Annotated in this window: 12 protein-coding genes and 1 pseudogene; 12 read left to right on the forward strand and 1 reads right to left on the reverse strand. The window is 38.1% G+C overall.

Annotated features, from left to right (window positions below; translation table 11 throughout):
• Window positions 1–126 precede the first annotated feature (126 nt).
• From speB to BKO01S_RS03105, 12 genes and pseudogenes are all read left to right on the forward strand, one after another.
• A complete protein-coding gene (gene speB, locus BKO01S_RS03055) occupies window positions 127–1,068 on the forward strand; it encodes an agmatinase (RefSeq protein ID WP_066048411.1) in 942 nt (313 codons plus the stop codon).
• Between the two features lie 146 nt (window positions 1,069–1,214).
• Complete coding sequence (locus tag BKO01S_RS03060) at window positions 1,215–2,372, forward strand: CdaR family transcriptional regulator (RefSeq protein ID WP_066048414.1); 1,158 nt, start codon at window positions 1,215–1,217, stop codon at window positions 2,370–2,372.
• Between the two features lie 126 nt (window positions 2,373–2,498).
• Entirely contained in the window at window positions 2,499–3,659 is a 1,161-nt protein-coding gene (locus tag BKO01S_RS03065) for a glycerate kinase (protein ID WP_066048417.1), read from the forward strand.
• Window positions 3,660–3,730: 71 nt separating this feature from the next.
• Window positions 3,731–4,780: a tripartite tricarboxylate transporter substrate-binding protein gene (locus tag BKO01S_RS03070; protein ID WP_066048420.1), complete on the forward strand. Its 1,050-nt coding sequence runs from the start codon at window positions 3,731–3,733 to the stop codon at window positions 4,778–4,780.
• A gap of 83 nt (window positions 4,781–4,863) precedes the next feature.
• Window positions 4,864–5,268: a tripartite tricarboxylate transporter TctB family protein gene (locus BKO01S_RS03075; RefSeq protein WP_066048422.1), complete on the forward strand. Its 405-nt coding sequence runs from the start codon at window positions 4,864–4,866 to the stop codon at window positions 5,266–5,268.
• Window positions 5,269–5,282: 14 nt separating this feature from the next.
• On the forward strand, window positions 5,283–6,785 hold the full coding sequence (locus BKO01S_RS03080) for a tripartite tricarboxylate transporter permease (protein ID WP_066048424.1): 1,503 nt from the start codon (window positions 5,283–5,285) through the stop codon (window positions 6,783–6,785).
• 25 nt (window positions 6,786–6,810) lie between these two features.
• Window positions 6,811–7,710 (forward strand): 4-hydroxy-tetrahydrodipicolinate synthase, encoded by a 900-nt coding sequence (dapA, locus tag BKO01S_RS03085; RefSeq protein ID WP_066048427.1) that lies wholly within the window; start codon window positions 6,811–6,813, stop codon window positions 7,708–7,710.
• A gap of 16 nt (window positions 7,711–7,726) precedes the next feature.
• A complete protein-coding gene (gene garR / locus BKO01S_RS03090; protein ID WP_066048430.1) occupies window positions 7,727–8,611 on the forward strand; it encodes a 2-hydroxy-3-oxopropionate reductase in 885 nt (294 codons plus the stop codon).
• Window positions 8,612–8,628: 17 nt separating this feature from the next.
• The gene (gene gudD / locus BKO01S_RS03095; protein WP_066048434.1) at window positions 8,629–9,981 is read left to right on the forward strand and encodes a glucarate dehydratase; all 1,353 of its coding nucleotides are present in this window, start codon (window positions 8,629–8,631) and stop codon (window positions 9,979–9,981) included.
• A 112-nt stretch (window positions 9,982–10,093) separates the two neighbouring features.
• Window positions 10,094–10,243, forward strand: coding sequence for a hypothetical protein (locus BKO01S_RS24225; protein ID WP_157077272.1), 150 nt, complete (start codon window positions 10,094–10,096; stop codon window positions 10,241–10,243).
• 149 nt (window positions 10,244–10,392) lie between these two features.
• Entirely contained in the window at window positions 10,393–10,650 is a 258-nt protein-coding gene (locus BKO01S_RS03100) for a DUF1292 domain-containing protein (RefSeq protein WP_066048438.1), read from the forward strand.
• A 132-nt stretch (window positions 10,651–10,782) separates the two neighbouring features.
• A pseudogene (locus tag BKO01S_RS03105) lies at window positions 10,783–11,262 on the forward strand (GntR family transcriptional regulator); the annotation flags it as partial.
• A 48-nt stretch (window positions 11,263–11,310) separates the two neighbouring features.
• On the opposite strand, the gene BKO01S_RS03110 reads toward BKO01S_RS03105, so the two are convergent.
• Window positions 11,311–12,768: an aldehyde dehydrogenase family protein gene (locus BKO01S_RS03110; RefSeq protein WP_066048439.1), complete on the reverse strand. Its 1,458-nt coding sequence runs from the start codon at window positions 12,766–12,768 to the stop codon at window positions 11,311–11,313.
• Window positions 12,769–12,773 lie beyond the last annotated feature (5 nt).

The raw sequence follows: 12,773 nt of genomic DNA on the forward strand, positions 1-12,773 counted from the left end.
CTTAAACAGAAAGTTGAGGCGATAAGATGAACATGTTACATTTTTTGATTCCAGTACTCCTTTCAATGAATTTAATCTTGATTGTAAAGCATCTGATTAAATTAAATGACTGGAGGAATATAAAAAATGAAATATCCATTATCGCCAGAGGTCAAACCTGAATTTTGTACAACGGGATCATTTGTTAGATTACCTGAACACAGAGAGAATGCAAAATTAGCCATTATTGGCATGCCTTTTGATACAGCAGCATCATTTCGGGTAGGTGCCCGGTTTGCTCCACAGGCCATTCGCCAAGCATCTATGACCTTGTTTCCCTACCATCCCATTCATAAGGTCTATCCTTTTGATGAAACAAATGCGATTGATATCGGAGATGTTTCGGTCATTCCACATAATATTCATAAAAGCTACGAACTTATGGAAGAAGCAGTGAAAGGTCTGATGGAAAAGGACATCATTCCTATAGGCCTTGGAGGAGATCATTCGATTACCCTAGCTAGCTTACGTGCGGCAGCAAAGGTCCATGGACCAGTTGCGATGATTCATTTTGATTCCCACACGGATACGTGGGATACGTACTATGAAGAAAAGTATTGGCATGGGTCTCCCTTTATCCGAGCACACGAAGAAGGGTTGGTTGATCCATCTAAGGTCTTTCAAATCGGTATTAGAGGTACGCTTAATCACCCTGGGGATGTTCAAGAAAGCTATGAACTAGGATATAACGTGATAACTACACATGAACTAGAACAAATAGGATTTGAGAGCGTGCTTACAAAAATGAGAAACGTAATTGGGGATACTCCCGTATTTTTAACCTTTGATATCGATTTTGTTGACCCCTCCTGTGCACCAGGGACCGGTACCTTAGAGGTTGGTGGATTTAGTAGTAGGGAGACATTACAAATGATTCGATCGTTAACGGGTTTTAACTATATTGGATTTGATGTAGTAGAAGTATTACCTCAATATGATCAAACGCAGATCACCTCCTTATTAGCAGCTACCATTGTCCATGATTTTGCCAGTTTAGCTGCATTGAAGATAAAAGAGAACAAGCAATAGAATGAGAGAGAGGGAGATAAGGTACTTCCTCTTTTTTGTTGTTTGAAAAATAGTGTTTGATAAATAAAAAATCTTGGGAACTTTCAGAAACTATGGTATTTTATTAAACAAGAGTAAACGGTTACATTTATGAGGCAGGTGATATAATGCGGATAACGTCTGAAGTAGCACATTCAATATTAGTTAAGCTTAAAAAACTAGTAAACTATAATATTAATATTATGAACAGTGATGGGGTTATTGTCGGGAGTACAGATTCCTCAAGATTACATCAAATACACCAAGGGGCATTAATGGTTTTTGATACTAAAAAAGCAATCTTTATCTATTCTGAAGATGAAGCACATTTTACTGGAGCAAAGCCTGGTGTTAACTTGCCAATTGAAATACAGCAGAAAATTATTGGCTGTATAGGTGTTACGGGGGAACCAAATGATGTCATACAATTTGCTCAAATTTTGAAAGTTACTGTTGAAGTCATGCTTCAGGAAATGGAATTATTTAATCAATTACAATACGAGAATAAACTTACTGAAAAATGGGTGTTAGATTTTGTTCATCCAACTCATTTTCACGCTTCAAAACTTGAAGCAGATGGCTTGCACTATTTAAATCTTAATTTTGAAATAAAAATTACCATTTTGCTGATTCGTTTTCCTGATTTATTAACAAGTACTAAACATCAAGACATGGATGAAGTGGTAAACAGCAGAAAAAAGAAAGACGAGCGTCTACATCTATTAAAAACCCTACTTCCTTCAATTGTTTTTGCAAGCTTTTTGGAGGACGATAACTGTATCATTGCGATTCCGCCCACAAAAAATAACTACCAAACGGCCGCAGATTCTATTCACACCTATTTTATGAACCAAGGGATTAAGAGTAAGATTGGAATTGGTGGATCCTATAATGGAATAGAAGGTTATCGAAAATCCTATGTCGAAGCTTGTAACAGTTTAAAATTGCTCGAAAAGTTTCCTAAAACTAACGGAGTAGCCCATATATCTGATTGGGGGATAATTACTCTTTTTCAACAAGTACCTGAAGAAACATTAAAGGGTTTTTATGCACAATACCTACCTGAAGAAGTTACTTTGAATGAAGAGCAGATACATACATTAGAAGTCTTATATGCTAACGCATTAAATATGAAAGTTACTGCTGAGGAGCTTCATATTCACCGAAATACACTATTATATCGGTTGGATAGTATTTCTAAAAAGACTGGTTTGGATCCTAAAAACTTTCATGATGCCTTACTATTAAGGGTGTTATTAGTAATAAAAAAATTAACCTTTCGATAATAGTTGTGCAACTGCACAACTATTATCTTTTTTTCTCGAGATATTTTGTGCGGGTACCCGATGATTTCGACTACGTTAATATAGTTTAATTAAGTTGTTCTAATATTCAGAGAAAAAGGTGGTACTATGAAAATCCTAGTAGCTCCAGATTCCTATAAAGGCAGCTTATCCGCACTTCAAGTGGGGACGATTATTAAGGATGCTTTTAGTAGGGAACTACCAGATCTAGATGTAGAAATCATTCCAATGGCTGACGGAGGTGAAGGTACACTAGAAACGCTTGTTTTTGCAACAAAAGGGGATCGAATTAAGGTCAGAGCAAGAGGACCATTGCAACATTCGGTAGAAACAGAATTTGGTGTTTTAGGTGATGGAAAAACAGCCGTAATAGAGGTAGCGGCAATATCGGGATTGCCAATGGTTCCATTACGGGAGCGTAACCCTAAAAATACAACTACATATGGTATTGGGGAAGTAATATTACATGCGATAGAAGATGGGTACCGAGAATTTATTGTGGGACTTGGGGGAAGCTCGACCAATGATGGGGGCATGGGAATGTTACAAGCTCTTGGTGCAACGTTCTCTAATGAAAAAGGGGATTTACTTCCACCAGTTGGAGAATCTATTTTCCATGTGGAAAAGGTAGATTTATCCTCATTACATCCTCTTCTAAAAGAATGTAAGTTTACAATCGCGAACGATGTCACCAATCCTCTTTGTGGGAAGAATGGTGCCTCTTATGTCTTTGGACCTCAGAAGGGGATTGAACAAACCAAACTAGAAGAGTTTGATTGTGCAATGAAACAATACGCAATTCTAATTGAAAATCAGTTAGGTACGGAGTTAAAACATATAGAAGGTGCTGGTGCAGCAGGTGGATTAGGTTTTGCTTTTCTTATCTTAAACGGAATCATGAAATCTGGTTCGAAAATTGTTGCGGAAGTTACAAAATTAAGTCATTCAATTAAAAATGCAAATTACGTTATTACGGGTGAAGGGCAAAGCGATTTTCAAACACTGTATGGGAAAGTCCCTATCTATATAGCGAACCTGGCGAATGAAGAGGGTGTTAAGACGATTCTACTTTCAGGAAGCCTGGGAGAAGGATATGAGAAACTACATGACTACTTTATGAGTTGTCATTCCATAGCAGTAGGACCCATATCGCTAGAGGATTGTATGAACAATGCTGAACAGCTTCTGTATAATCAGGCAAGAAATATTGCTTTGTTTATGAAAGGAATATTAAGTGATACAGACCTTTTATTAACTAAAAATGGATGACTATAAACGGCAGTTTTTTTACTACTAAATAGTAAGCGTTTACAACTATATAAAAAAGGGGTGCTAGAGTAATGAAAAAAGTGTGGGTTATGCTTTTTGTACTTTTGCTAGGTGCTGTTTTAGCTGGTTGTGGGAAAGAAGAAGCTTCAGGCAATGAGGACTCTACGAAGGTTGATGTCTCTAGAGTACGAGTATTAATTGGATCAAGCTCGACAGGTGGGGACACGTACCAAAATGCTGATGCAGTTACAAGATATTTAGAAAAAGAACTAGATACAAATGCGAAAGTGGATGCCGTTGGGGCAAATCGCGCCTTTGATGAGCTAGCAAAAGCAAAAACGGATGGCAGTTCAGTGATGTTCTTCCATGATATGGCTTATCTAGGAGTAGAATATGGTAGCTTTGATGAAAAATACTCTCTAGAAAATTGGACAGTAGGACCTGTTGTTGCCTTAAATCCAGGAAATGCATTCCTAGCAAAGGCCGATGCTCCCTTTGATACAATGGCTGAATCCGCTGAATGGCTAAAAAGCAACCCGGATAAAACGATAAAGGTAGCAATTGAAGCGGGTGGAGTATCTCAAATTGGTTTTGATGCTTACTACTTATGGGTGAAAGAAGAGTACGGTACCGAAGTCTCTGATCGTATCAAGGTGTACGTCACTGGTTCTCAAAGTGATAAAGACCAAGCTTTATGGGATGGAAATGTGGATATTATTCATGGCTCTGTTTCATCCAATGCACAGTATACTGAAGAGGGAGTAGAAGACAAGATTAAGATGAAATTTGTTGGTATTACTTCTTCTGAAAGATTAGAAGGTTACGAAATTCCAACCTTTGCAGAGCAAGGTATTAAAGTGGATGGAAAGGAATTTACCTTCGACAAAGAATACTTCTTCCTTCTACCTAAAGACATTGATCAGGCGTTTGTAGACAAATTGGATCAAGCAATCGCTGAGGTAGTAAAAAATCCAGATTATGCTAAGGATTTAAGTGTAAACGCTTTCGTTGTAAACCATATTCCAATGGAAGAAGCAGAAGCTCATCTTACTGAAAAAAGAGATATCTTAAGTAACATTATTAAAAATGGTCCAGATCTTAATGAAATAACTGCTAACTAATAGACTAGTAAGAAGTACCACTTTGACTAGTAGTACTTCTTAGAATAAAGATCACCATAGAATGTAAGGGGCAGGTGGAAAAAATGAAAGATTTGCTCACCATGGAAATCACGTATAGTGAGTACCATCTAATCTTTCCGAAAATTATTCAGACCATTTTAATTATCTTATTGCTAGCGATTCTTGTACAACAAGTATCCAAGAGAATAAGAAGTGGGAATAAAAACATATTTTTTAAAAAAATGATGGTAGAAAACTTTGATAAATTGAAGTTTTTCGGAACCATTCTATTATTGTTTGGTTATGTGTTTTTCCTTGAAGTGATTGGTTTTATTGCTGCATCGATTATTTTTATGTTTGTGTTAACGATTCTCTTAAGAGGAAATCTGAAGCGGAATACTTTGATCATTTCACTAGTGAATTCGGTGACTACATCGGTTCTTGTATGGTTTTTCTTTGGATACTTATTTGATATTACTCTACCGTAAAGGCGGTGAATACTGTGGAAGCGTTTGAGATTTTAACTCCGTTGTCTATCATTCTATGTATAGTTGGGGTCTTTGTAGGAATTATATTCGGGGCTATCCCAGGGATGACAGCAACAATGGCAATTGCTATCTTTCTGCCAATTACTTATGCACTAGATTTAATTGACTCTTTGGGTTTATTACTGGGTCTCTATGTGGGAGGGATTAGCGGGGGGTTAGTACCGGCAATCTTAATGAATATTCCGGGGACTCCTTCCTCTATCTGTACCACTTTTGATGGTTATCCGATGACACAAAAAGGGCAAGGAGAAAGTGCACTAAAGGTAGGGATTACAGCTTCCTTAATAGGTGGAATCTTTAGTTTAGCTATCCTATACTTCTTTGCACCAGTTCTCGCTTCAGTAGCGATAGACTTTTCATCCGTGGAAAAGTTTCTGATTATCCTGTTTGCCCTAACCGTTATTGCTTCATTATCTAGTGGTAGCTTATTAGGAGGAATTTTTAGTGGTTTTCTGGGGGTGTATATAAGCTTAATTGGGTTCTTTGCGGACAATAATCAATTGAGATTAGTACCTTCGTTATTAGAAAATGAATTGTATTATGGATTTGCCTTATTACCAGTGCTTATCGGGCTTTTTGCAATTACTCAAATCCTGCAAGAAGCTGAAACGGGTATGAAGTCTTCTCCCTATCAAAAATTTGAGTTTAGTAAGAAGGATAAATTTTCGTTTAAGGTGTTTAATGGGCAATGGATGAATACACTTCGATCTTCTGCGATTGGAACCTTTGTTGGTATCCTTCCTGGTGTGGGGGGAAGTGCTGCATCAATCCTAGCTTACTCTCAAGCGAAAAACTTTTCTAAACATCCAGACAAATTAGGAAAAGGAGAACCTGAAGGGGTCATAGCAAGTGAAGCATCGAATAATGGGTTAACGGGAGGCGCATTAATTCCTCTTTTATCATTAGGGATACCTGGAGACAGCACAACTGCTGTTTTAGTGGGCGCTTTTTTACTTCAAGGAATCCAAGTTGGACCACTATTTATTACGTCAAACCCAGATCTTTGGAGTGGGATTGTCTACGCCCTTCTTATTGCAAATGTCATTATGTTTTTCATGATGTTCTTGGCAATCAAATATATGGCGAAATTAGTGTATGTTCCTAAACAAATTATTTATCCGATCATCATTGTCATGTGTGTAGTCGGTGCTTATGCCATCAATAATGGAGTAATTTTTGATGTTTGGACATTGCTCTTATTTGGTTTAGCTGGCTTTGTATTTACAAAGATAGGTATTCAAGTAGCACCATTTCTAATTGGATTTATCCTTGGGAAAGATTTAGAGAAGTACTTTATTGATTCTCTAAAAGGGAGTGGAGGAGATGTTACAATCTTTTTCACAAAAGGACCGATTGCTCTAGTTCTATGGGGGCTAATCCTTATTTCCATTGTGTTCTCACTAGTACAAAGTAGAAAAACAAAGCATGCGAATAATGGAGTGGATACTCCGGTATAAAAAATGTTCAAAGGGAGGAATTTAAATGTTTCAGGCTAAAGGGGTTATTCCAGCTCTTGTGACTCCATTGGATCAACAAGGGAATTTATTAGAGGATGGGCTTCGCCAAGTAATTGATTATACCATTCAAGGTGGCGTTCATGGAGTCTTTGTATTAGGTAGTACGGGAGAAATTTATGGCTTAAGTGATCAGCAAAAAAAACGTGTATTAGAGATAACCGTTGAACATACAGCAGGACGTGTCCCTATCTATGCGGGGGCAAGTGAGATTACAACAAGAGATTGTATCAAAACGGCTCGTTTAGCGGAGGAAGTTGGGGGGATTTCTGCCGTTTCCGTTTTAACCCCCTATTTTGTCACACCGAATCAAGAAGAACTCAAAGAGCATTATAAAGAAATTGCAAAATCTACTAGCCTCCCTGTTATTTTATATGGAAATGATGAAAAAACGAACGTCAGTATTTCTCCGGATACATGTGTAGAGCTATCTAAAGTAGATAATATTATCGGAATCAAAGATAGCAGTGGAGATATGACAAAGATGGCTGAGTATATAAGATTAACGCAAGGTAAGGATTTTCAGGTTCTGGCTGGAAGAGATACATTGATTTTTGCAAATCTTTGTTATGGCGGAACGGGTGGAATTGCTAGTACTGGAAATGTAGCACCAGCGATTGTTGCAGGAATTTACGATGCATATGTAGCAGGTGAGTTTGAGAAAGCAAGGGAACTTCAATTTAAACTTGCTCCATTACGATTAGCCTTTGGATTGGGTAGCTTTCCAGTGGTTATGAAGGAAGCGTTAAACCTTGTAGGAGTTAATGCAGGGGTTACGTTAGGTCCAGTCAAAGAGCTAACTCCGGAAAATAAGACAAAACTTATTGAAGTTCTAAAACAGCTAGATGTATACCAAAAAGTACAGTAAAAAAGGAGTGGATTATATGAAAATAGGATTTATCGGTCTTGGGATTATGGGAAAACCAATGTGCAAGAATTTGATAAAAGCAGGTTATAACCTAGTAATAATTGATAGAAGAAAAGAAGTAACAGAGGAACTGGTGGCGTTAGGAGTAGAAACGGCCGCTACTTCTAAAGAGGTTGCAGAAAAAAGTGACGTGGTAGTTTCCATTCTTCCCAACTCTCCTCAGGTGAAGGAGGTTGTGCTGGGAGAGAATGGACTTATTGAGGGATTGTCACAAGGAAAGGTATTTATTGATATGAGCTCTATTGCCCCGATAGCTTCAAAGGAGATTGCTTCTGCTTTACGTGAAAAAGGGGTCGAAATGTTAGATGCACCAGTGAGTGGAGGCGAGCCAAAAGCGATTGATGGTACATTATCGGTCATGGTTGGTGGAAAGAAAGAAGTGTTCGATCAGAACTACGAAATCATGAAAGCGATGGCGGGATCTGTCGTCCATGTTGGTGAGATTGGAGCAGGAAATACAGCGAAATTAGCGAATCAAGTAATTGTTGCTATTAATATTGCAGCTATGTCTGAGGCACTGGTGTTAGCTAGTAAAGCGGGAGTAAGTCCTGACCTCATTTTCGAAGCGATAAGAGGTGGTTTAGCTGGTAGCACGGTTCTAGAAGCCAAAGCTCCATTAGTTATGGATAGACAGTTCCAGCCAGGTTTCCGTATTGATTTACATATAAAGGACTTACTAAATGCTTTAGAAACAAGCCATGAAATAAATGCACCATTACCATTAACTGCGTCAGTTCTTGAAATGATGCATGCCTTAAAAGCAGATGGATATCACATTGAAGATCATTCAAGCCTAGTTAAATACTATGAAAAACTCGCTAATATTGAAGTGACCCGATAGAGAAAGGGGAAACCAAGATGAATACAATGATCCAAAAGGTTAACACAACTCCTATTATTACGGATATGACAGTTATACCAGTTGCAGGACACGATAGCATGTTACTAAATCTTAGTGGAGCACATGGGCCATATTTTACTAGAAACATAGTCATACTCATAGACAGCAGTGGGAATACAGGGGTAGGTGAGGTACCTGGCGGAGAAGGAATTCGGCAAACATTAGAGGATGCTAAATCCCTAATCGTTGGCTCTTCTATTGGAAACTATAACAATACCTTAAATTCAATTCGAAGAAATTTTGCAGACCGCGATGCAAATGGGAGAGGCCTCCAAACATTTGATTTACGAATTGCAATACATGCAGTTACAGCAGTAGAAGCTGCTTTATTAGATTTACTTGGGAAGTTTTTGAATGTCCCTGTAGCAGCGTTACTCGGTGAAGGCCAACAACGAGAAAAAGTAAAAACACTGGGGTATTTATTTTACATTGGCGATCGTAAACTGACAGACTTACCTTATTATAGCAATGAATTAGCCACAAATGATTGGTACCGATTGCGTCATGAGGAGGCATTAACTTCTGAGGCAGTTGTTCGACTAGCAGAAGCCGCTCAAGAACAATATGGCTTTAAGGACTTTAAGCTAAAAGGTGGAGTTCTCGAAGGGAAGGAGGAAATTAAGGCAATCCGGGCATTAGCAGAAAGATTTCCTGATTCTAGAATCACCTTAGACCCAAATGGAGCCTGGTCACTAGAGGAGGCAGTCCATCTCTGTAAAGATATGAAAGGTATTCTTGCCTATGCAGAAGACCCGTGTGGAGCAGAAAATGGATACTCGGGTAGGGAAGTAATGGCTGAATTCAGAAGACAAACAGGGCTCCCGACAGCTACCAATATGATTGCAACGGATTGGAGACAGATGGGCCATACCATTTCCTTGCAATCGGTGGATATCCCTTTGGCAGACCCTCACTTCTGGACCATGCAGGGATCAGTTCGAGTTGCTCAAATGTGTCATGACTGGGGATTAACCTGGGGCTCACATTCTAATAACCACTTTGATATCTCATTGGCAATGTTTACCCACGTTGCAGCTGCAGCACCTGGTGAAATTACCGCAATTGATACTCACTGGATTTGGCAGGAAGGAATTGAACGTCTAACGAAAGAGCCTTTAAAAATAGTAGATGGTAACATCTCAATTCCTAATAAGCCTGGTTTAGGAATTGAAATCGATATGGATCAAGTGTCTAGAGCTAACGAAGTATACAATAACATGGGGTTAGGTGCGAGGGATGATTCGGTTGCCATGCAGTACCTAATTCCCAATTGGGCGTTTAATAATAAGAGACCCTGTCTAGTTCGATAAAAAATAAGAACTGAATATACAGTACCTGTTCAGGTATAATGAGCTAGCTGTTTATGACCTAACATACTCCGCCAATTAATAGGAAATCCTTAAATTGTAGGAGGTGATAGTAATGGCTAAAAAAGACGTGGGTGCAGATCGTCGTGATGATTTAGGTAGATACTCAGGTATTGATAAAGAATATGATTTTACCAATGCTCCTGTAGGAAATGCTGAACCTCAAAGTGAACAAAACCTAAAAAGAAATAATGTGTCTGATTGATTCTACCCTACATTGTGTAGGGTTTTTTATTTGTAAATTCCAGATGAGGATAGAGTTCACTATAAAAGTAAATCTTAAACATAGTGATTACAGAGACTTTGGTAATTAGAGTGTAATCAAAAAAATTCAAAAGTGAGGAATTAAATTATATGGAGCATTTTCTGGAGAGAGACTATATTACAATCGAAGATAACGAAGGAAATAAAAAGGAATTCTCTGTCGAAGGAATCATTCATCAAGGTGAAAAAACTTATGCCCTATTAAAAGGTGACACGGAAACAGTCTTTATGAAGGTAGAGGAAGAGGGAGACGAGCAATACCTTGTCGGAATTGAGGATGAGGAGGAAGCAGATTCCATATTGAGTGCTTATGAAATAGCTTTAGAAGGTACAAATCAATTGGAATAAGCAGTTTTTAGGGAGGTCTGGTACAGGCCTCTTTTTTTATTATTGGACAGAAGAAGATCTTGATACTTTAAAGAGAAATGCTTCCAAAAACGACTTTATCGGTCTGAATTATTATCAACGATTCGTGTGGAAAATTTAGGAAGTCTTAGAGGATTAACAAAAGATTTGACTTCAAAAACTATAGACACAAAAATCTTGGACTTACGTGTAATAGAAGCAGATGAAGACAAAGCAAAGCAACTGAGATGTGAAAACGGTTCAAAGCTATATTTTTGTAAAAGACTTCGAGTAGTGGACGGGGAACCTTTTTCCATTGAGTTAAGTTATTTTAACAAAGACATTGTGCCCTATTTAAATGAATATATTGCGAAAACTTCTATATATAGTTACTTGATTGATGACTTAAAGCTCCCAATTAGCTTTGCTGATAAAATAGTTACCTGTGAAAAGATTAATGAAGATATGGCAAAATTGTTGAATGTAATTCCGGGAGATCCTGCCCTAATTATTGAGAATACGGTATGTTTAGCGAACGGGACCGTGTTTGAGTTATCACAATCAATCTTTCATTTTCAAAAAGCAAAGATATTAAACAGGATCAATTTTAAATAAGAGATAGGGAGTAGATACGAAATAAAACTACTCCCCTTACAATTAATATTAAAACGGATATTTTCTATCAGTTGTTTGAACGGATATCCATTTTGTCACAGTAAATTCCTCGACAACCCATGGGTTTCCAAATCTCCCTAAACCGCTTGCCTTATTGCCGCCGAATGGAATATTGGGTGCATCATTTACAGTTTGATCGTTTACATGGGTCATTCCAGCATCAATTTGAAGAGCTAATTCCTCGCCACGCCCTAAATCACTAGTAAAAATGGATGAGCTTAACCCGTATGCAGTGTCATTAGCGATTTCGATGGCTTCATTATCTGTCCGTGCCTTAATAATAGAAGCAATCGGAGCAAATAGTTCAGTTTGAGCTAGTTTGCTAGAATTTTCCACGTTTGTGAATACATATGGTGTGAGCACATTCCCAACCCTTTTTCCTTCTAAAGCGACCGTGGCACCTTCCTGTTTTGCCTCTTCAATGTATCGAAGAGCCTTGGTTAATTGGTGTTCATTAATAAGTGGACCAATTATTGTTTTTGGATCACTTGGATCTCCATAGGGAAGTTCTTTGGCCCTTGCAACAAATTTTTCAACAAATTCATCATATTTATCTTGGTGTACGATAATGCGGTTAACGATCATACAGATTTGACCTTGGTGGATAAATTTCCCGAATATTGCAGCGTTAACAGCCTGGTTTACATCTGCATCGGAGAGGACAACCAATGGGCTATTCCCTCCTAATTCAAGGGCAACACGCTTCAAGTTTTGACCGGCAATTCCGCCAATATATCTTCCGACAGTAGAAGAACCGGTAAAACAGATTAAATCTAACTCCGGATTAGTTAACATTCCATCACCAATTTCTTCAATATCCGTCAATATGACATTCAAAACACCTTTTGGAAGACCGGCATGCTCAAATGCTTTTGCAATAATGGCACCTCCAGAAAGTCCAACCTTAATATCAGGTTTATGAACAATACTATTTCCTAATGCAATTGCAGGAGCGATCGCTCTCATCGAAAGGTTTAATGGAAAGTTAAAAGGTGTAATAGAAGAGATCACCCCAAGAGGAAGTTTATAAATATGATTTAACTTCTCTGGAGAACCCGGGATTTTTTTAATTTTATAAATTTCATCAGCATATTTAATTGCTTCTTTTAAAAAATCAATTGCTAAGTGATGTTCAACATTTGCCTTTAGTACCGTACCACCGGTTTCAGAGATGATTGTATTTACAATATCCTCCTTGTTCGCAGCTAAATAGTCTAAAGCGCGTTGGAGTACCAATCTTCGTTCTTCCACCGTCGATTTAGCCCATTCTTTTTGGGCCGCCCTTGCTATCTTAAATGTTTCATCGAGCTGTTCACTTGTTGCCAATCTAACAGATGTGACTATAGAACGGTCGTAGGGATTTAAAATATCATAGGTTCGTGTGCTCTCACCTTCGGTCCATTCACCATTAATATAACTTTTGTTTAACATCTTTACAGATTGCATACTCA

It is taken from the genome of Robertmurraya korlensis NBRC 107688, assembly GCF_001591645.1.
GTDB lineage: Bacteria > Bacillota > Bacilli > Bacillales > Cytobacillaceae > Robertmurraya_A.

Bases quoted from the DNA above. Each gene is read 5' to 3' on its own strand.
- BKO01S_RS03100 (WP_066048438.1), top strand. From the start codon at position 10,393: ATGGAGCATTTTCTGGAGAGAGACTATATTACAATCGAAGATAACGAA.
- BKO01S_RS24225 (WP_157077272.1), top strand. From the start codon at position 10,094: ATGGCTAAAAAAGACGTGGGTGCAGATCGTCGTGATGATTTAGGTAGA.
- garR (WP_066048430.1), top strand. From the start codon at position 7,727: ATGAAAATAGGATTTATCGGTCTTGGGATTATGGGAAAACCAATGTGC.
- dapA (WP_066048427.1), top strand. From the start codon at position 6,811: ATGTTTCAGGCTAAAGGGGTTATTCCAGCTCTTGTGACTCCATTGGAT.
- BKO01S_RS03075 (WP_066048422.1), top strand. From the start codon at position 4,864: ATGAAAGATTTGCTCACCATGGAAATCACGTATAGTGAGTACCATCTA.
- gudD (WP_066048434.1), top strand. From the start codon at position 8,629: ATGAATACAATGATCCAAAAGGTTAACACAACTCCTATTATTACGGAT.
- BKO01S_RS03065 (WP_066048417.1), top strand. From the start codon at position 2,499: ATGAAAATCCTAGTAGCTCCAGATTCCTATAAAGGCAGCTTATCCGCA.
- speB (WP_066048411.1), top strand. From the start codon at position 127: ATGAAATATCCATTATCGCCAGAGGTCAAACCTGAATTTTGTACAACG.
- BKO01S_RS03070 (WP_066048420.1), top strand. From the start codon at position 3,731: ATGAAAAAAGTGTGGGTTATGCTTTTTGTACTTTTGCTAGGTGCTGTT.
- BKO01S_RS03060 (WP_066048414.1), top strand. From the start codon at position 1,215: ATGCGGATAACGTCTGAAGTAGCACATTCAATATTAGTTAAGCTTAAA.
- BKO01S_RS03110 (WP_066048439.1), bottom strand. From the start codon at position 12,768: ATGCAATCTGTAAAGATGTTAAACAAAAGTTATATTAATGGTGAATGG.